This window comes from Variovorax trehalosi (assembly GCF_051216415.1).
Classification (GTDB): Bacteria; Pseudomonadota; Gammaproteobacteria; order Burkholderiales; family Burkholderiaceae_C; genus Variovorax.
The window spans coordinates 20157-38227 of the sequence record NZ_JBPJZG010000010.1; the positions used below are offsets into that span (position 1 = coordinate 20157).

The following is an 18071-nucleotide window of genomic DNA, read 5'->3' on the forward strand; positions in this document are numbered from 1 at the left end:
CGGCTTTTTTCATGGTGCGTGGCTAGAATCGCCCACTCTTTTTCAACCCACGGATCTTCCGATCCCCTGGAGCGCCAAGTGCCCCGATTCGCCGTCATCACCCTCTGACGCCGACAACACCACTTCATTGCTGGTCATGTCGGGCGCCAAGCTGCGTTCCACTGACCAGGCACGGCCTCCCCGGCCACTGAAGTCGACTCTCTTTCCAGCTTCGCTCCCGCACGTTGTCGGTTCTTCCTGATTTCCATCTGGAGAACAACGTGTTCCCTCTCTCTTCTCTTTCGTCGATTCCGCTGCGGAAGTACCCGCGTACTGCGCATCTGGAAGGCTCGCGCCTGCAGGCCGGCGATACCGACGACGGCCAGACGTCGTTGTCCGCGCTGCACGGCCAGCATGTGGTCATCGAGGAAAAACTCGATGGCGCGAATGCCGCCGTGTCGTTCACCTCCGCAGGCGAACTGCTGCTGCAATCGCGCGGCCACTACCTGGCCGGCGGCGCGGGCGAGCGGCAGTTCAACCTGTTCAAGCACTGGGCCGCGGCGCATGAGGCGGCGCTGCTCGAGCGGCTCGAAGACCGCTACGTGATGTACGGCGAGTGGTGCTTTGCCAAGCACAGCTGCTGGTACGACCGGCTGCCGGCGTTCTTCCTGGAGTTCGATCTGTACGACCGGCAGGCAGCATGCTTTCTCTCGACGCCTGCACGGCATGCGCTGCTGGCCGATGGCCCGGTGGTGTCGGTGCCCGTGCTGTACGAGGGCGAGATGCCGCGCAGCGCGAAGGCACTGCGCTCGCTGGTGCGGCCTTCGCTGGCGCGCAGCGCCGACTGGATGCCGGCCTTCGAACAGGCCGTCGCACAGGAGAGCCAACCGCTCGATCTCGTGCGCCAGCAAACCGACCTGTCCGACCTCGCCGAGGGCCTGTACCTCAAGACCGAGTCGGACGGCCAGGTGACCGGCCGCTACAAGTGGGTGCGGCCTGACTTCGTGCAGACCATCCTCGATTCGGGCTCGCACCACAGCCGCCGGCCCGTGTTGCCCAACCAGCTCGCGCCGGGCGTGGATCTCTACGCACCGACGCCGCAAGTGAGCTGGCAAGACCTGGGCCTGCGCACGCTGCGCGACCCCGCCGACCTGACAACAACCACAAGGAGGCCGCGATGACATACGACGATCTGCACGCGCTGGTCCCCGCGCCCGCGCAAGGCTACGACTGGACGCAGTGCTGCGACCTGCTGCCGGCCCTGCTGCGCCTCGAGGAAACGCCGCAAGACCCGTACTACCACGCCGAGGGCAACGTCGGCATCCACACGCGCATGGTGCTCGACGCGCTCATGGCCGACGCGCACTACCAGCGCGCCGATGCCGACGGCCGCTTCGTGCTGTTCATGGCCTGCCTGCTGCACGACATCACCAAGCCCGACACCACGGTGATCGACGAAGCCAGCGGCCGCATCGGCCAGCCCGGTCATTCGCGCCGCGGATCGGTCGACGTGCGGGTGCTGATGTGGAAGGCCCGCGTGCCGTTCGCGCTGCGCGAAACCGTCTGCCGGATCATCGCGGTGCACCAGGTGCCGTTCCACGCCTTCGCCTCGCGCAAGGGCGAACGGCCCGAGTGGCTGGTGCACAGGCTCTCGTGGGAGCTGAGACTGCCCGACCTGTGCTGCGTGGCGCGCTGCGACATGCTCGGGCGCCACTACGAAAAGCGCGCCGACAGCCTCGCCGACATCGCGCTTTTCGAGCAGCTCGCGCAGGAAGAAGGCTGCTGGGATGGCCCGCGCAAGATGGCCGATGCGCACACGCGCCTGGCCTACTTCCGCGGCGCCGACACCAGCCCCGACTACCCGCTGTTCCAGGCGCCGGGCGCACAGGTCACGGTGATGTGCGGCCTGCCCGCGAGCGGCAAGAATCACTGGGTGGCGCAGCATCGCAAGGGCTGGCCGGTCGTGTCCTTCGACGATGCACGGGCCGAGCTGGGTCTCAGGCACGGCGAGAACGATGGCATGGCCGCGCACCATGCCGTCGACCAGGCGAAGGCGCTGCTGCGCAAGCAGGAACGCTTCGTCTGGAACGCCACGCACCTGAGCCAGCAGATGCGCACCAAGACACTGGACCTGCTCTGGGCGTACCACGCACAGATCGAGCTGGTGTACCTGGAGGTGCCGCACCCGGAACTGATGCGCCGCAATCGCGAGCGCGACACGACGCTCTCGAACGCGGGCATCGAGCGGATGCTGCACCGCTGGGAGCTGCCCGCGCCGATCGAGGCGCATGCGACGGTCTACGACGTGCAGACGTGAAAACGAAGAAGCTCGGCGGAATGCCCGGCGGGCCTCTGTCCTGTCACTTGACTTGAACGCCCGGGCTCGCAGCCCGAGCCCCAGTGAGCGCGTGCCACAAAGCCAGTGACGCGTTCTTCACGCTGAGAACCATGTAGACCCACGCCTTTTGCCACCGATGGCGAACAATAAAGACGTGCAAATGCCAGTTCGAGCGCTTGCGCACTGCTGCGCCACTGTGAATCAGCAGGAACGCGTCGGGGTTCCCTGCGAACTCATGGGCGAGGCGCTCGGCCTCGCCTATGAAGAAGGACAGCAGTTCGGCTTTGTCCTGCTGCGGACTCGGACCATCTTCATCGTGGCAGAGGACAAAACAGTGAGGCAGCAAAGGCAGGCTGTAGCTGACAAGAAGACAGCCTCTTTCCGCGTAGCCGAGCGGAACGCTCAGGATCCGCTTGAACATGAGCGCCCGCATCTGGAGCGATGCCGGCCTAGAACGGCAGCTTCGGCCCGCCAGGCCCACCCATCCCGCCCATGCCCTTCATGCCGCCCATCTTCTTCATCATCTTCATCAGGCCGCCGCCCTTCATCTTCTTCATCATCCCCTGCATCTGCTCGAACTCGTTGAGCAGGCGGTTCACTTCCTGAACCTGCACGCCCGCGCCGGCCGCGATGCGGCGCTTGCGCGTGGCCTTGAGCAGCTCGGGCTTGCGGCGCTCCAGCGGCGTCATGCTCTGGATGATCCCTTCCTTGCGGCGGATGTCGCGCTCAGCGCGCGTCATGTCGGCCTCGGTGGCCTTGGCGGCCATCTGCGTGGGCAGCTTGTCCATCAGGCTGGACAGGCCACCCATCTGCTTCATCTGCTGCAGCTGGCCGAGGAAGTCGTTGAGGTCGAAGCCCGCGCCGCTCTTGACCTTGGCCGCGAGCTTCTGCGCCGCCGCCACGTCGACGCCGGCCGTGACCTGCTCGACCAGCGCGACGATGTCGCCCATACCCAGGATGCGGCCCGCATGCCGCTCGGCGTCGAACACCTCCAGGCCGTCGATCTTCTCGCTCGTGCCGGCGAACTTGATCGGCACGCCCGTGACCTGGCGCACCGACAGCGCCGCGCCGCCGCGCGAATCGCCGTCGGTCTTGGTCAGGATGATGCCGGTGAGGGGCAGCGCTTCCTTGAAGGCCTTGGCGGTGTTGATCGCATCCTGGCCCTGCATGGCATCGACCACGAACAGCGTCTCGACCGGATCGAGCGCTGCATGCAGCTGCTTGATTTCGGTCATCAGCACTTCGTCGATCGCGAGACGGCCTGCCGTGTCGACCAGCAGCACGTCGAAGTAGTGGCGCTTGGCGTGGTCGAGCGCGGCGCGCGCGATGTCCAGCGGCTTCTGGTCGGGCGTGCTCGGGAACCATTCGGCGCCGGCCTGCTTGGTCACCGTCTTGAGCTGTTCGATGGCGGCGGGGCGGTACACGTCGCCCGACACCGTGAGCACCTTCTTCTTGCGCTTCTCGATCAGGTGCTTGGCCAGCTTGGCGGTGGTGGTGGTCTTGCCGGCGCCCTGCAGGCCGGCCATGAGGATCACCGCCGGTGGCTGCGCCGCGAGGTTGATGTCGGACACGCCCTCGCCCATGGTGGCGGCGAGTTCGCGATTGACGATGCCGACCAGCGCCTGGCCCGGCTTGAGCGAACCGAGCACTTCCTGGCCCAGCGACTTTTCCTTCACCCGGGCGACGAAGTCGCGCACCACGGGCAGCGCCACGTCGGCCTCCAGCAGCGCCATGCGCACCTCGCGCAGCATGTCCTGCACGTTGCTTTCGGTGATGCGGGCCTGGCCGCTCATCGTCTTGACGAGGCGGGAGAACTTTTCTGTAAGGGCGGTGGCCATGAGCAGGGATGCCTTGCTGCCCGCTGCGGCGGGCCGGATGGAAAGTCTGAAAGACGAGGGGAGAACTTGAAGTCGGGCGCGGGGAACGCAAGGGCGAGCCGGTACACTCCGGCCGATGATTTTAGCGATCCCCTCCCCACTCGGCGTGGCGCTGGGCATCGCCACCGCTGCGGCCTACGGATTTGCCGCTGCTGCGGGTGCCCGACTCAGCCGTCAAACCGTCCAGTGGGCCCTTGGAATTGCGTGGCTTCTGCATGCGGCCGTGCTGGCCCATGGGCTGGTCGGCAGCGAGCCGCGTTTCGGCTTTGCACCCGCGCTCTCGGTCACGGCATGGCTGGTGCTCACGGTCTATGCGATCGAAAGCCGCCTGTATCCCCAATTGAAGGTGCGGCGCGCTCTTGCCTGGCTGGGTGCAGCGGCGGTGCTGCTGGCCATCCTGTTTCCGGGCACGCCGCTGCACGTCACCGCTTCGCCGTGGCTTCCTCTGCACCTCGCGCTGGGCATCGCCTCCTACGGGCTGTTCGGCGCGGCCGTGGTCCATGCCTGGCTGATCACGCGCGCCGAGAAACAGATCCGCCTGACGACCGGCGCGCCCCCCGAGGGCGGCGTGCCGCTGCTCACGCTCGAGCGCCTCACCTTCCGCTTCGTGACCGCGGGCTTCGTGCTGCTGTCGGCCACGCTGCTGGCCGGCCTGCTGTTCACCGAGCAGCTCTACGGCGCCGCGGGCCGCGCCTGGAAGTGGGACCACAAGACAACGTTCTCCGTGCTCGCCTGGGCCACTTTCGCGGTCCTTCTGATCGGCCGTGCGCGCTTCGGCTGGCGCGGCCGCACGGCCCGCCGCGTGCTCTACGCCGGCTCCGCCCTGCTGCTGCTGGCCTATGTGGGCTCCCGCTTCGTGCTCGAAGTGGTGCTGGCGCGCCCTCCCGTATGAAATACCTCCTCGTCCTCGCCGTGCTCTGGATCGCCATCTGGCTCTGGCGCAAGAACCGGCGCGAAGAAATGCGCGACGCCCAGCGCGAGCGCATGGCCAAGGCGCAACAACGCCCGGCCGCGCCAACGGCGGTCGGCGCGCCGCAGGCCATGGTGCGCTGCGCCCACTGCGGCCTGCACCTGCCCGCGAGCGATGCCATCGCCGGTCCCGACGAGGCGGTCTACTGCAGCACCGCGCACCGTCAGGCCGCTGTCGCGGCGCGCGGCTGAACACGCCCCCTGCTCCATGAGCACCCCCCTCTGGTCGCGCGGCGAGCCGGTCACCGATTGGGACGTGCTCGAACCAGGCAGCAGCGAGAGCACAGCGCTGCTGCGGCTCTGGCGCGGCTTCATGGCCGCGCGCTGCTTCGTCGCGCTGGTGCTGGTGGTGCTGCAGGGCGTGGCCTTTGCGCTCGGACAGACGATGCAGGCGACGGCCATCGCCATCTCGGCCGGCTACCTGGTCGCCACCTGGCTGGAGATGCGCTATGCGCACTTCGAGCCGCCGATCCGCGGTTTCTCGACGCTCTGGCTGCTGACCATCGGCGTCGACCTCGCCACCTTCACCGCACTGCAGGTGCTGCAGGGCGGCAACGTCAACTACACGCCGCTGTTCGCGCTGCCGGTGCTCATGAGCGCGGTGCTCGGCACGATGATCGTGAGCCTGGGCACCACGGCCACCGTCACGCTCCTGCTGCTGGCCGACGCGGGATGGCACTGGCTGCAGCAGCCGGGCGACTCCTCGGCCCGCTTCGTCCAGTCGGCGCTCACGGGCACCGGCCTCTTCGTGGTGGCCCTGCTCGCGCACGAGCTGGCGCGCCGGCTGGCACGCGAAGAGGCGGTGGCGCAGCGCAACCGCAGCAGCGCGCAGATGCAGGCGGAGGTCAACGACCTGGTGATCGAGACGCTCGCCGAAGGCGTGCTGGTCATCGATGCCGAAGGCATGGTGCATGCGGCCAATCCGGCGGCCGACGCGATCCTCGGCCAAGGCCTGGCGAAACTCCCGCTGCCGTTCGCGCTGCATGCGCAGCCCGCCTGGCACGCGCTGGCCGCGCTGTCGCGCCAGACCTTCGCGCGGCGGGCGCCGCAGTCCGAGGAGATTCCGGTCGCGCAGGCCCGCGGCGCGGCGCGCGAAGTGCGCGTGCGCACCCGGCTCACGCCCACCAGCGACAAGCGCGCCGACAGCCTCTGCGTGATGTTCCTGCAGGACCTGCGCGAGCTCGAGGCCCGCATCCGCACCGAGAAGCTGGCCGCGATGGGGCGCATGTCCGCCGCCGTGGCCCATGAAATCCGCAATCCGCTGGCGGCCATCGCCCAGGCCAGCGCGCTGCTCAGCGAAGACCTCACCGACCCCGCGCATCGCAAGCTCACCGACATGGTCCAGCACAACGCGCAGCGCCTGGCCCGCATCGTGGATGACGTGCTCGACGTCTCGCGCGCGCGCCAGCAGCGCGTGCTCTCGCTCGGCGAACAGGTGGTGCTCGACCCGGCGGTGCAGGTGCTGGCCGAGGAATGGGTGCGGCAGACGCAGCGCAAGGGCGTGCGCATCGCGCTCGACGCGGCCGGCATCGACGTGCGCTTCGACGCCGAGCACCTGCGCCGCCTGCTGGTGAACCTGCTGGACAACGCATCGCGCTATGCGAGCAAGGGCGAGGGCGCGATCCAGGTCATCACCACGCTGCAGCGCGCGGGCACCAACCGCCCGGCCCTGCAGGTGTGGAGCGACGGCGCGCCGCTGGAGCCGGCGGTGCAGCGTCACCTGTTCGAGCCCTTCTTCTCGTCCGAAAGCCGCTCCAGCGGCTTGGGCCTTTTTCTCTGCCGCGAGCTGTGCCGGCGCCATGGCGCCACCATCGGCTACGAGCGGCGGGCGCTCGCGGCGGGCGGGCCCGAGGGCAATGAATTCTTCGTCAGCTTCGCCGCCAGCGAGAACCGACTGACACAATAGCGTCGTGAGCACCCCACTGTCTTCCGCCCCGCGTCCCGCGCAGATTCTTGTCATCGACGACGAGCCCGACCTGCGCACGCTGTATGAACTGACGCTGCTGCGCGAGGGCTATCACGTCGAGGCCGCGGGCAGCGTGTCCGAAGCCTGGCAGCACCTGGAGGCCGGGCGCTTCGATGCGGTGATCACCGACATGCGACTGCCCGACGGACAGGGCATGGAGATCATCCATCGCATCCAGAAGAACCAGCGCAGCGAGCGCTGCGTGGTGATGACGGCCTACGGCTCGGCGGAGAACGCGGTCGAGGCGCTCAAGGCGGGTGCGTTCGACTACCTCACGAAGCCGGTCGACCTGAAGCAGTTTCGTGCCGTGGTTGCCTCCGCGGTGCAGGCCACGCGGGCGCCCGTCGTGCAGGTCAAGCCGGAGAAGGCTGCCGTTGCAAGCACCAGCGAGCGCGCCGGGGCCGCCTCGGTCACCGGCAGCAGCGGCGTTGCGGCGCTCGATCGCCTGGTGGGCGAGTCGGACCCGATGCGCCTGGTCAAGTCGCGTATCGCCAAGGTGGCGCGTGGCATGGCGCCGGTGCTGGTGCGCGGCGAGTCCGGTACCGGCAAGGAACTGGTGGCACGTGCGGTGCATGCGTGCAGCCAGCGCAGCGACGGGCCGTTCGTCGCAGTCAACTGCGGCGCGATTCCCGAGAACCTGCTTGAAGCCGAATTCTTCGGCGCGAAGAAAGGCTCGTACACCGGCTCCTCGCAGGACCGCGACGGCTACTTCCAGGCCGCGCGCAGCGGCACGCTGTTCCTCGACGAGATCGGCGACCTGCCGCTGGCCATGCAGTCGAAGCTCTTGCGCGCCATCCAGGAGCGCAGCGTGCGCTCGATCGGCTCGACGCAGGAAGAAGCGGTCGACGTGCGCATCGTGAGCGCCACCCACAAAGACCTGCACGCCGAGGTGCAGGCCGGCCGATTCCGGCAGGACCTTTTCTACCGCCTCAACGTGATCGAAATCGCGGTGCCCGCGTTGCGCGACCGCCGCGAGGACCTGCCCGCGCTCTGCGCTGCGCTGCTCGCGCGCATCGCGCAGGACGGCGGGCTGCCCGTGCCGCATCTGTCGGCCGAGCTGCTTCGCCGCCTGGCGCTGCACCCGCTCGACGGCAACGTGCGCGAGCTCGAAAACCTGCTGCACCGCGCGGTCGCGCTCAACGACGGCGACGAGCTGCACCTCGACCTGATGGGCGGCAATGTCGCGACGGCGATGGCGGCTGCCGACGTGGCATCGGCCACGCCTGCACAGCTCGCGCCTCGCAGCGATGAGCAGGCATCGGTCGTTGTCGCACCGGCACCGGTGGCAGAGGTCAAGCCCGCGCCGCCACCTCTGCCCTCCGACCTGCAGGCCTACCTCGACCAGCAGGAGCGCGAGATCCTCGTGCGTGCCTTGCACGAGAGCGGCTTCAACCGCACCGCGGCCGCCGCGCGCCTGGGCATGAGCCTGCGCCAGATCCGCTACCGCATCGCGCGGCTGGGCATCACCACGCCCAACGGCGACGATGGCGCCAGCAGCCATGTCGACGACTGAAGACGCCGCACACGACACGCCGCCCGCCGGCGACGGGCTCTGGCGGGCCGGCTGGTACCGCTTCGCGAAAGCCCTGCCCTCGCCGAATTTCGGCCCCCGGCCGAGCGACGCGCAGACCGACCTCATCGTGCTGCATTCGATCAGCCTGCCGCCCGGCGAATACGGCGGCGATGCGGTGCAGCGGCTCTTCACCAACCGGCTCGACTGGGATGCGCATCCCTACTTCCAGTCGATTCGCGGCATCGAGGTGTCCTCGCATTTCTACGTGCGCCGCAACGGCGAGCTCTGGCAGTTCGTGAGCTGCGACGACCGTGCATGGCATGCAGGCGTGTCGTCGTGGCGCGGCCGCAGCAACTGCAACGACGACTCGATCGGCATCGAGCTCGAAGGCCTCGAGGGCCAGACCTTCGAAGCCGCGCAGTACGAGACGCTCGCCAGCCTCTGCCCCGCGATCGCGCAGCACTACGCCATCGCATTCATCGCCGGTCACGAGCACATCGCGCCGGGCCGGAAACAGGACCCCGGCGCGGGCTTCGATTGGCGATTGCTGCACGCGCAACTGGGCTGGAAATCACAGATGTTTCCCCCATCTGTGATGGAGCGCTAATTTTTTCAATCGCGTGACGCCCCGCGATGCCCTGCCCTCGGGTCACATCGCTTTCGAGAATGCAAATGCGAACCGCAGCAACCATGCGGCTTGCAGGCTCAAATCGGCTTGCAAGCCACGTCCCATGCGGGTTGCGCGACCATAGGCCAGTATTGACGCGGCATCGCCAGCCATGGCCTATGCCTAGAGAGATACCCGCAGTAGGTGAATCACTCACAAAACACTACCTGTAGTGGCTTGTAGACCCCTGGCACCCTAGATATAGTGTCCTCCGTCCGGTCAACAACGCCGGCGCGGCGCCCAGCCAAGGCGTCGCCACCCAACAAGAATTGCCAACCGAGAGGAAGCGAATGCAAACAGCCCTGAACACCCCATCGACCCCGCGTGCCGTTCCCTCCACGCCTCCCCAACAACAGCGTGACACCGCCGGCTCGCCCGCCGGCCAGAACCTCGCGCACTACCAGATCATCCGCCGCAACGGCGCCGTCGTTCCCTTCGAGCCGAACAAGATCGCCATCGCGATGATGAAGGCCTTCCTGGCCGTGCACGGCACCCAGGGCGCGGCTTCGGCCAGCGTGCGCGAGACGGTCGACGTGCTCACGCAAGGCGTGATCCGCGCCATGGTGCGCTCGCGTCCGGGCGGCGGCACCTTCCACATCGAAGACGTGCAGGACCAGGTCGAGCTCGGCCTGATGCGCGGCGGCCACCATGAAATCGCGCGTGCCTACGTGCTGTATCGCGAACGCCGCACGCAGGAGCGTTCCAAGCAGGTCGAGCAGGAAGCGCCAGCCACGCCGACGCTGCATGTGCTGGACAACGGCGAACGCGTCGCGCTCGACCTGAACCAGCTCAAGGGCCTGATCGAATCGGCCTGCGAGAACCTGGGCGACAGCATCACCGCCGCACCGATCGTCGCCGAGACGATGCGCAACCTGTACGACGGCGTGCCGCTCGACGAGGTCTACAAGGCCTCGATCCTGGCGGCCCGCACGCTGATCGAGAAAGACCCCGACTACACCTTCGCCACCGCGCGCCTCTTGCTGCACACGATCTTCAAGGAGATCGTCGGCCGCGAAGTGATGCCCGCCGAACGCGCCACCGCCTACGCCGACTACTTCCCGCAGTTCATCAAGAAGGGCGTGGAGAACGACCTGCTCGACGAGAAGCTGCTGCAGTACGACCTGCCCCGCCTGGGCGCGGCCCTCAAGGCCGAACGCGACAACCAGTTCGACTACCTGGGCCTGCAGACGCTGTACGACCGCTACTTCCTGCACGTGCGCAAGACCCGCATCGAACTGCCGCAGGCTTTCTTCATGCGCGTGGCCATGGGCCTGTCGCTCGGCGAGATCGACCGCGAAGCCCGCGCCATCGAGTTCTACGAAGTGCTGTCGTCGTTCGACTTCATGTCGAGCACGCCGACCCTATTCAACGCCGGCACGCTGCGCTCGCAGCTGTCCAGCTGCTACCTGACCACCGTGCCCGACGATCTGGACGGCATCTACGAGTCAATCAAGGAAAACGCGCTGCTCTCGAAATTCGCGGGCGGCTTGGGCAACGACTGGACCCGCGTGCGCGCGCTCGGCAGCCACATCAAGGGCACCAACGGCGAATCGCAGGGCGTGGTGCCCTTCCTGAAGGTGGTGAACGACACCGCCGTGGCCGTGAACCAGGGCGGCAAGCGCAAGGGCGCGGTCTGCACGTACCTCGAGTCGTGGCACCTCGACATCGAAGAGTTCCTGGAACTGCGCAAGAACACCGGCGACGACCGCCGCCGCACGCACGACATGAACACGGCCAACTGGATCCCCGACCTCTTCATGCGCCGCGTGATGGAAAAGGGCACCTGGACGCTGTTCTCGCCCTCCAACGTGCCTGACCTGCACGACCTGTTCGGCGCCGACTTCGAAAAAGCCTACGTCGCCTACGAAGAAAAGGCTGCCCGCGGCGAGATCAAGCCCGCGCGCACCATCCAGGCCTCGGACCTGTGGCGCAAGATGCTCACGATGCTGTTCGAGACCGGCCATCCCTGGATCACGTTCAAGGACGCCTGCAACGTGCGCTCGCCACAGCAGCATGCGGGTGTCGTGCACTCGTCGAACCTCTGCACCGAGATCACGCTGAACACCAGCGACACCGAAACGGCCGTCTGCAACCTGGGTTCGGTGAACCTGCTGCAGCATCTGAAGGACGGCAAGGTCGACCAGGAAAAGCTCAAGCGGACGATCTCGACCGCGATGCGCATGCTCGACAACGTGATCGACATCAACTACTACGCCGTGAAGAAGGCGCGCGACTCGAACCTGCGCCACCGTCCGGTGGGCCTGGGCCTCATGGGCTTCCAGGACGCGCTGTACGAACTGCGCATTCCCTACGCTTCGCAGGAAGCCGTGCAGTTCGCCGACGAGTCGATGGAAGCCATCTGCTACCACGCCTACTGGGCCTCGACCGAGCTGGCCAAGGAACGCGGCAAGTACTCGAGCTACAAGGGCTCGCTGTGGGACAAGGGCATCCTTCCGATCGACACGCTCGACCTGCTCGAGCAGGCACGCGGCGGCTACGTCGAGGTCGACCGCTCGGCCACCCTCGACTGGGACGCGCTGCGCCAGAAGATCAAGGCCGACGGCATGCGCAATTCGAACTGCGTGGCCATCGCACCGACGGCGACCATCTCGAACATCATCGGCGTGGACGCCTCGATCGAGCCGTGCTTCGGCAACCTCTCGGTCAAGTCGAACCTGTCGGGCGAATTCACCGTGATCAACCACTACCTGGTGCGTGACCTGAAGCGCCTGGGCCTGTGGGACGACGTGATGGTGATGGACCTGAAGCACTTCGACGGCTCGCTGCGTCCCATCGACCGCGTGCCGCAGGACGTGAAGGCGCTCTACGCCACCGCGTTCGAAGTGGAAACCACGTGGCTCGTCGAAGCCGCCTCGCGTCGCCAGAAGTGGATCGACCAGGCGCAGTCGCTCAACATCTACATGGCCGGCGCATCGGGCAAGAAGCTCGACGACACCTACAAGCTCGCATGGCTGCGCGGCCTGAAGACGACCTACTACCTGCGCACGCAGAGCGCGACGCACGCAGAAAAATCGACGGTGCAATCGGGCCGTCTCAATGCGGTGTCGTCGGGCAACGACGCACCCTCGGGCATGAGCGCACTCGAAGCCGCCGCTGCTGCAGCGAAGGCACAGATGAGCGCGATGCCTGCCACCGACATCGCCTTCTGCGGTGTGGACGATCCGACCTGTGAAGCGTGCCAGTGACACGCCGATGCTCGCGACAGTGAGTCAGTGAGGTGCATGCGAAAGTCGCGCGACGTTCAAGCAATGAAGCCATTGACTGACATCGCGCGATGCATGCGAGCAACATAACAACCACATAAATGGCGCGCGATGTGAACGAGCACTTTGCAACTCACATCGTTACTCCGATAATTTGAGCATTGGATTTTTCTATGTTGACCTGGGACGAAGAAGTCAAGCCCTCCTTACCAAAGGATATGCAACAAGGATTGCAGCACCACAACGCATCGACCAGCGGCTTGCCCGCAGGCCGTTCGGTGGACGCTCCGACTTCGTCGATTGCACAACCCGCATCGTCTGCTCCGCGCACGCTCGATGACGGCGCCGCCGCACCGCTGCGCCAGGTTGCTCCCGCTTCGGTTACCGTCGTGGCGCAACGCGTCAAGGCCTCCGACAAGCGCATCATCAACGGCCAGACCGACGTCAACCAGCTGGTGCCGTTCAAGTACAAGTGGGCCTGGGAAAAGTACCTCGCCACCTGCGCCAACCACTGGATGCCGCAGGAAGTGAACATGACGCGCGACATCGCGTTGTGGAAGGACCCGAACGGCCTGACCGAAGACGAACGCCGCATCGTCAAGCGCAACCTCGGCTTCTTCGTGACCGCCGACTCGCTGGCCGCCAACAACATCGTGCTGGGCACCTACCGCCACATCACGGCCCCTGAATGCCGCCAGTTCCTGCTGCGCCAGGCCTTCGAGGAAGCGATCCACACGCACGCGTACCAGTACATCGTCGAGTCGCTCGGCCTGGACGAGAGCGAGATCTTCAACGCGTACAACGAAGTGCAGTCGATCCGCGAGAAGGACCAGTTCCTGCTCCCGTTCATCGACGCCATCAGTGACCCGCACTTCAAGACCGGCACCCACGAGACCGACCAGACGCTGCTCAAGTCGCTCATCGTGTTCGCCTGCCTGATGGAAGGTCTCTTCTTCTACGTCGGCTTCACGCAGATCCTCGCGCTCGGCCGCCAGAACAAGATGACCGGTGCCGCCGAGCAGTACCAGTACATCCTGCGCGACGAGTCGATGCACTGCAATTTCGGCATCGACCTGATCAACCAACTCAAGCTCGAGAACCCCGGCCTCTGGACCTCCGAGTTCAAGGCCGAGATCAAGGACCTCTTCATGAGGGCCGTCGAGCTCGAATACAAATACGCCGAAGACACCATGCCGCGCGGCGTGCTCGGCATGAACGCCTCCATGTTCAAGGGCTACCTGCGGTACATCGCCAACCGGCGCGCACAGCAGATCGGCCTCGAAACGCTCTTCCCGAACGAAGAAAACCCGTTCCCCTGGATGAGCGAAATGATTGACCTGAAGAAAGAGCGCAACTTTTTCGAAACCCGCGTGATCGAGTACCAGTCGGGTGGTGCGCTCTCCTGGGATTGAATCTTTCCGATAAGAATTAATGAATTCAAGAATTGCCCTTGCCACCGATCGCGCCAAAGAGCGCGGCATGGACGAGGGCTCAGGTGTTCATGGTGCTGGGGCTCAGATTCCAACGCCATGAATCGCTTCACGCTCCCAACGTGCGTGGAGTGCTTCAATAGGTTGATTTTTTCAACTTGATCAAGGAGAAATAGAAATGGCAACTGCAAAGAAAGCGCCGGCTAAGAAAGCCGCTGCAAAGAAGGCTCCGGCAAAGAAGGTCGCGGCCAAGAAGGCTCCGGCGAAGAAGGTAGCAGCGAAGAAGGCTCCGGCCAAGAAGGTTGCTGCCAAGAAGGTCGCCGCCAAGAAGGCTCCTGCCAAGAAGGTAGCAGCGAAGAAGGCAGCACCGGCCAAGAAGGCCGCTGCGAAGAAGGCTCCGGCGAAGAAGGCCGCTGCCAAGAAGGCGCCTGCGAAGAAGGCTGCGGCGAAGAAAGCTCCTGCCAAGAAGGCCGCTGCCAAGAAGGCCCCTGCAAAGAAGGCCGCCGCCAAGAAGGCTCCTGCGAAAAAGGCTGCGGCCAAGAAAGCCGCGAAAAAGCCCGCTGCCAAGCCTGCCGCTGCTGCCAAGAAGCCTGCTGCAAAGAAGGCTGCCAAGGCACCCGCCAAGGCTGCTGTAGCGCCTGCCCCTGCCGCGCAAACGACGCTGAATCCCCAGGCAGCTTGGCCGTTTCCTACGGCCAGCAAGCCCTGAGTAATCTCAGCGCCTTGACGGCAAAAAACCCGGCACCTCACGGTGTCGGGTTTTTTTATGGGCGCTCGAAGAAGAGGCTTCTTACAGGCCCAGGGCCTTGCGGTCGACCTGGTAGTTCTGCGGTCCGCGCTGCGCGATCTTGAGCGCGCCGATGCGGTTGCCCAGTGCCGCGCATTGCGCGAGCGGCCATTCCTTTTCCAGACCGAACAGCAGCGCGCCGCGCCATGCGTCGCCGCAACCCGTGGGCTCGACCACGGCGGTGGGCATCACGCCCGGCACATGTTCGCGCTCGCCATCGATCCAGACCTCGCAGCCCTCGGCCGCCAGCGTGACCACCAGGCCGCGCACGCGCTTGGAAATCTCCGCCAGGCTCCAGCCTGTGCGCTGCGACAGCATCTTTCCTTCGTAGTCGTTGACCACGACCCAGCTCGCGAGATCGACGAAGTGCTTGAGCGCATCGCCGTCGAACATCGGCAGGCCCTGACCCGGATCGAACACGAACGGAATGCCGGCGGCAGCGAATTGTTCCGCGTGCTGCAGCATCGCCTCGCGGCCGTCGGGCGCGATGATGCCGACCTTGATGTCCTCGCGCGCAGCCACCTTGGTGATGTGCGCCTGCTGCATCGCACCGGGGTGGAACGCGGTGATCTGGTTGTTGTCGACGTCGTTCATGATCATCGCCTGCGCGGTGAAGGTGTCGTCGAGCTGGCGCACGAACTCGGTGTCGATGCCCAGCGAGCGCATGCGCTCCAGGTAGTCGGCACCGTCGCTGCCGAGCGTGGCCATCGGCAGTGCCGTGCCGCCCAGCGCGTTGAGGCTGTAGGCGATATTGCCGGCGCAGCCGCCGAAGTCGCGACGCAGGCCCGGCACGAGGAACGACACGTTCAGGATGTGCAGCTGGTCCGGAAGGATCTGATCGGCGAACCGTCCCTCGAAAGTCATGATGGTGTCGAACGCGAGGGAACCGCAAATCACTGCTGCCATGGGTGGACCGTTTTCGTTGAAAGAAGATGGATAAAGGAAGGACGACGGCTTGCGTGCAAGCGCCCGGCTAGGGATAGAAGGCTTCCACGCGGTAGCCCGCGATGGGCGGCAGCGCAGCCGCTTCCGTCGGCGACAAGGTCAGCGGCAACGAAGCTGCGCGATCGGCGCGCGCCGCGAGCACCGACGGTGCGCCGTAGTCCACGGGCGTCAGCACGCGCCGCACCACCGCGCGCTCCTGCGTGTCGAGCAGCGACAGCTCGACGGCCGGCATCGCGAGCGGCACGGTGGCGCCGTTGCGCAAGGTGAAGCTGAGGCGATAGTCGTTGCCGCCGCTCTTCTCGCGCGCGAAGGCGGCGCCCTCGATCATGATGTCGCCGATCTGGCGCAGCGCCGAGAGTTCGCAGCCGGTGTACTGGCACAGCGCCGCCAGCGCGGGACGCAGGCCCGGCTGGCGCGCGACGATGCCATCGCGCTCGTGGCGAACGATCTGCACGATGAGCAGCAGGACAGCGAGCAGCGCCAGGACGACCAGCAGCAGCCGCACGCCCTTGCGCTGCCAGAAACCGGGCGCCTGGGTGTCGTGCTCTTCGTCGTCGGAAAAATGGTGGTCTTCTTCGCGCTCCGCGAACATCGGCGGCAGCGAGACGGGACCCTCCTCCGGCTCGCTCGCCTCCCGAACCATCGACGACGACGCGGCCTTGGCCGCGGCCCTGGCCTCTCGCGACTTGTTGGCGCTCGCGATCTTGGCCGACTTGATGCGCGCCCGGCGCAGCGCCTTCTGCATCAGGACCTGGTCGTGGTGGTCCTCCTCTTTTTCCTCTCCCTCCTCGGCGCCGTCGTCGAGGGTGGGCTCGACCAGTCCGTGCACTTTGGCGCGCGGGATGGGCAGCGGGGGGACCGGAGGCGGCGGAGATGGCGGCGGCGGCGCGAGATTCAGGTCGATGTTCGGGAACGGCGGCAGCGAGCTCGCCGGCGGCCGCCATGCAGGCTCGCTGACATCCAGGTCGGACCACGGCTCGTCCGCGATGATGCCGTGCGCGGGCAATGCGAGCGCTGGGGCCGGCAAGGATGGTTCAGGCGGCGGCGCGACTGCGAATTCGGCAGGCCCGGGCTCTTCCGTCGCTGGCGGCGGATGCGCCATCTCGGCCTGGGCGTGCTCTTCAGACTCGTCATCGAAGAAATCTGCGTCTTCGGAGGCCTGGGAAGGCTGCGACGGCGCGTCGGCCCGGCTCTCGGAGGAAGGCTCGACCAGTGCAGGCGGATTGGCATTCGCCGACGACGGTGCAGGCGCCCCGTCGGAAGATTCGTGCAGGTCGAGCGTCGCATCGAACACATGGCTGCACCGGCCGCAACGCACCCAACCGTCCGAGATGCGAAGCTGATCGCGCACCACCTTGAAGGTGGTGGTGCAGGCGGGGCAACGCGTGACGAGGCTCATGACCGGGCGATTGTAGGGTTGGGCCCCTATCGCATGAACGGCGCGAATGGCGCGCGGCAGTGCGAAAACCCGGCCCCGCTGCTCAGCAGCGTGCCGTCATGAGGATCCAGCCGTCCTCGCTGTCGCTGACCTCAAGGGTCGCATACGGCGCGTAGGCTTCTTTCAGCTCGTCGGCCTGGCGCTCGAGGATGCCGGCCATCACCAGCGATCCGCCAGGCGCCACGTGGCTGCGCAGCAGCGGCGCGAGCAGCTTGAGCGGCGTGGCAAGAATGTTGGCGAGCACGGTGTCGTAGGTGCCCTTGGCTGCTTCGGGCAGACCGGCGTTGAGGCTGACCCCGTTGGCTTCGGCATTGAGACGGGTCGAGGAGACCGCGGCTTCGTCGATGTCGACGGCATCGATGTCGAGCGCGCCGAACTTCGCCGCGCCGATCGCCAGGATGCCGGAGCCGCAACCGTAGTCGAGCACGCGCTGCTTGCCGAAAGCGCCCTCGCCCTGCTTTGCGATCCAGCGCAGGCACATGCGCGTGGTGGGATGCGTGCCGGTGCCGAAGGCCAGACCCGGATCCAGGCGAATCAGCTGCTTCGCCTGCGCGGGCGGCTCGTGCCAGGTCGGCACGATCCAGAACTCGGGCGTGATCTCGACCGGCGCGAATTGCGATTGCGTGAGCCGCACCCAATCCTGCTCGGGCACATTCGCCACGCCAAGCACGGAGCAGCCTTCAAAGAAGTCCTGCAGCGCGAGCAGTGATGCGGCCTCTTTCGCAAGCGCCTCATCGGGGAAGAGCGCGATCACGCGCGAACGCTGCCAGCCCTCCTTGGGCGGCGGCATGCCGGGCTCGCCGAACAGCGCCTGCTCGGCATCGGTCTGCGCGTCGGCGTCCTCGACGGACACGCTCAGCGCATCGAGTGCATCGAGCGCGTCGCTGAGCATTTCGACCCGGTCTTCCGGTGCCATCAGGCGAAGTTCGAACATGGCG

The 18071-nt window shown here is 66.3% G+C and carries 16 protein-coding genes; 10 read left to right on the forward strand and 6 right to left on the reverse strand.

What is annotated here, in order from left to right; translation table 11 throughout:
• The first annotated feature begins 260 nt into the window (after positions 1-260).
• Together ACSFA7_RS29345 and ACSFA7_RS29350 are read left to right on the forward strand one after the other, a co-directional pair.
• Positions 261-1160: an RNA ligase family protein gene (locus tag ACSFA7_RS29345; RefSeq protein ID WP_435502605.1), complete on the forward strand. Its 900-nt coding sequence runs from the start codon at positions 261-263 to the stop codon at positions 1158-1160.
• The gene (locus ACSFA7_RS29350; RefSeq protein ID WP_435502606.1) at positions 1157-2296 is read left to right on the forward strand and encodes an AAA family ATPase; all 1140 of its coding nucleotides are present in this window, start codon (positions 1157-1159) and stop codon (positions 2294-2296) included. The genes ACSFA7_RS29345 and ACSFA7_RS29350 overlap by 4 nt, the downstream gene beginning before the upstream one ends.
• A gap of 43 nt (positions 2297-2339) precedes the next feature.
• Here ACSFA7_RS29350 and ACSFA7_RS29355 read toward each other — a convergent pair whose 3' ends face one another.
• A complete protein-coding gene (locus ACSFA7_RS29355; RefSeq protein ID WP_435502607.1) occupies positions 2340-2738 on the reverse strand; it encodes a hypothetical protein in 399 nt (132 codons plus the stop codon).
• Between the two features lie 28 nt (positions 2739-2766).
• The gene (gene ffh, locus ACSFA7_RS29360) at positions 2767-4155 is read right to left on the reverse strand and encodes a signal recognition particle protein (protein ID WP_206177310.1); all 1389 of its coding nucleotides are present in this window, start codon (positions 4153-4155) and stop codon (positions 2767-2769) included.
• A gap of 115 nt (positions 4156-4270) precedes the next feature.
• On the opposite strand from ffh, the gene ACSFA7_RS29365 reads away from it, so the two are divergent.
• Genes ACSFA7_RS29365 through ampD form a run of 5 tightly spaced genes read left to right on the forward strand, consistent with a single transcriptional unit; the run spans position 4271 to position 9249 of the window.
• On the forward strand, positions 4271-5086 hold the full coding sequence (locus ACSFA7_RS29365; RefSeq protein WP_435502608.1) for a cytochrome C assembly family protein: 816 nt from the start codon (positions 4271-4273) through the stop codon (positions 5084-5086).
• The gene (locus ACSFA7_RS29370) at positions 5083-5355 is read left to right on the forward strand and encodes a PP0621 family protein (RefSeq protein WP_435502609.1); all 273 of its coding nucleotides are present in this window, start codon (positions 5083-5085) and stop codon (positions 5353-5355) included. Before ACSFA7_RS29365 ends, ACSFA7_RS29370 begins: the two co-directional genes overlap by 4 nt.
• Positions 5356-5371: 16 nt before the next feature.
• Positions 5372-7069, forward strand: coding sequence for a two-component system sensor histidine kinase NtrB (locus ACSFA7_RS29375; protein ID WP_435502610.1), 1698 nt, complete (start codon positions 5372-5374; stop codon positions 7067-7069).
• A 4-nt stretch (positions 7070-7073) separates the two neighbouring features.
• Positions 7074-8642 carry a sigma-54-dependent transcriptional regulator gene (locus ACSFA7_RS29380; RefSeq protein WP_435502611.1) on the forward strand — a complete coding sequence of 523 codons (1569 nt, stop codon included), beginning with the start codon at positions 7074-7076 and terminating at the stop codon, positions 8640-8642.
• Positions 8629-9249 carry a 1,6-anhydro-N-acetylmuramyl-L-alanine amidase AmpD gene (ampD, locus tag ACSFA7_RS29385; protein WP_435502612.1) on the forward strand — a complete coding sequence of 207 codons (621 nt, stop codon included), beginning with the start codon at positions 8629-8631 and terminating at the stop codon, positions 9247-9249. Before ACSFA7_RS29380 ends, ampD begins: the two co-directional genes overlap by 14 nt.
• 42 nt (positions 9250-9291) lie before the next feature.
• Here ampD and ACSFA7_RS29390 read toward each other — a convergent pair whose 3' ends face one another.
• A complete protein-coding gene (locus ACSFA7_RS29390) occupies positions 9292-9423 on the reverse strand; it encodes a hypothetical protein (RefSeq protein WP_435502613.1) in 132 nt (43 codons plus the stop codon).
• A 176-nt stretch (positions 9424-9599) separates the two neighbouring features.
• Between ACSFA7_RS29390 and ACSFA7_RS29395 the strand changes: the two genes are divergently transcribed.
• The 3 genes from ACSFA7_RS29395 to ACSFA7_RS29405 all read left to right on the forward strand — a co-directional run bounded on the left by ACSFA7_RS29395 (position 9600) and on the right by ACSFA7_RS29405 (position 14672).
• Positions 9600-12515, forward strand: coding sequence for a ribonucleoside-diphosphate reductase subunit alpha (locus ACSFA7_RS29395; protein WP_435502614.1), 2916 nt, complete (start codon positions 9600-9602; stop codon positions 12513-12515).
• Positions 12516-12706: 191 nt separating this feature from the next.
• On the forward strand, positions 12707-13945 hold the full coding sequence (locus ACSFA7_RS29400; protein WP_435502615.1) for a ribonucleotide-diphosphate reductase subunit beta: 1239 nt from the start codon (positions 12707-12709) through the stop codon (positions 13943-13945).
• A gap of 196 nt (positions 13946-14141) precedes the next feature.
• A complete protein-coding gene (locus tag ACSFA7_RS29405; RefSeq protein ID WP_042578341.1) occupies positions 14142-14672 on the forward strand; it encodes a histone H1-like DNA-binding protein in 531 nt (176 codons plus the stop codon).
• 81 nt (positions 14673-14753) lie between these two features.
• Here the strand turns inward: ACSFA7_RS29405 and ACSFA7_RS29410 are convergent, their stop codons facing one another.
• From ACSFA7_RS29410 to prmA, 3 genes are all read right to left on the reverse strand, one after another.
• Positions 14754-15656, reverse strand: coding sequence for a carbohydrate kinase family protein (locus ACSFA7_RS29410; protein ID WP_435502616.1), 903 nt, complete (start codon positions 15654-15656; stop codon positions 14754-14756).
• 67 nt (positions 15657-15723) lie between these two features.
• A complete protein-coding gene (locus tag ACSFA7_RS29415; RefSeq protein WP_435502617.1) occupies positions 15724-17094 on the reverse strand; it encodes a zinc-ribbon and DUF3426 domain-containing protein in 1371 nt (456 codons plus the stop codon).
• 82 nt (positions 17095-17176) lie between these two features.
• On the reverse strand, positions 17177-18067 hold the full coding sequence (prmA, locus tag ACSFA7_RS29420) for a 50S ribosomal protein L11 methyltransferase (protein WP_435502618.1): 891 nt from the start codon (positions 18065-18067) through the stop codon (positions 17177-17179).
• Positions 18068-18071: the final 4 nt, after the last annotated feature.

Excerpts from the sequence above, each read along its gene's own strand:
- ffh (WP_206177310.1), bottom strand. The coding sequence starts at position 4,155 with ATGGCCACCGCCCTTACAGAAAAGTTCTCCCGCCTCGTCAAGACGATG.
- ACSFA7_RS29370 (WP_435502609.1), top strand. The coding sequence starts at position 5,083 with ATGAAATACCTCCTCGTCCTCGCCGTGCTCTGGATCGCCATCTGGCTC.
- ACSFA7_RS29350 (WP_435502606.1), top strand. The coding sequence starts at position 1,157 with ATGACATACGACGATCTGCACGCGCTGGTCCCCGCGCCCGCGCAAGGC.
- ACSFA7_RS29400 (WP_435502615.1), top strand. The coding sequence starts at position 12,707 with ATGTTGACCTGGGACGAAGAAGTCAAGCCCTCCTTACCAAAGGATATG.
- ACSFA7_RS29355 (WP_435502607.1), bottom strand. The coding sequence starts at position 2,738 with ATGTTCAAGCGGATCCTGAGCGTTCCGCTCGGCTACGCGGAAAGAGGC.
- ACSFA7_RS29395 (WP_435502614.1), top strand. The coding sequence starts at position 9,600 with ATGCAAACAGCCCTGAACACCCCATCGACCCCGCGTGCCGTTCCCTCC.
- ACSFA7_RS29415 (WP_435502617.1), bottom strand. The coding sequence starts at position 17,094 with ATGAGCCTCGTCACGCGTTGCCCCGCCTGCACCACCACCTTCAAGGTG.
- ACSFA7_RS29375 (WP_435502610.1), top strand. The coding sequence starts at position 5,372 with ATGAGCACCCCCCTCTGGTCGCGCGGCGAGCCGGTCACCGATTGGGAC.
- ACSFA7_RS29365 (WP_435502608.1), top strand. The coding sequence starts at position 4,271 with ATGATTTTAGCGATCCCCTCCCCACTCGGCGTGGCGCTGGGCATCGCC.
- ACSFA7_RS29405 (WP_042578341.1), top strand. The coding sequence starts at position 14,142 with ATGGCAACTGCAAAGAAAGCGCCGGCTAAGAAAGCCGCTGCAAAGAAG.
- ACSFA7_RS29390 (WP_435502613.1), bottom strand. The coding sequence starts at position 9,423 with ATGGCTGGCGATGCCGCGTCAATACTGGCCTATGGTCGCGCAACCCGC.
- prmA (WP_435502618.1), bottom strand. The coding sequence starts at position 18,067 with ATGTTCGAACTTCGCCTGATGGCACCGGAAGACCGGGTCGAAATGCTC.
- ACSFA7_RS29410 (WP_435502616.1), bottom strand. The coding sequence starts at position 15,656 with ATGGCAGCAGTGATTTGCGGTTCCCTCGCGTTCGACACCATCATGACT.
- ampD (WP_435502612.1), top strand. The coding sequence starts at position 8,629 with ATGTCGACGACTGAAGACGCCGCACACGACACGCCGCCCGCCGGCGAC.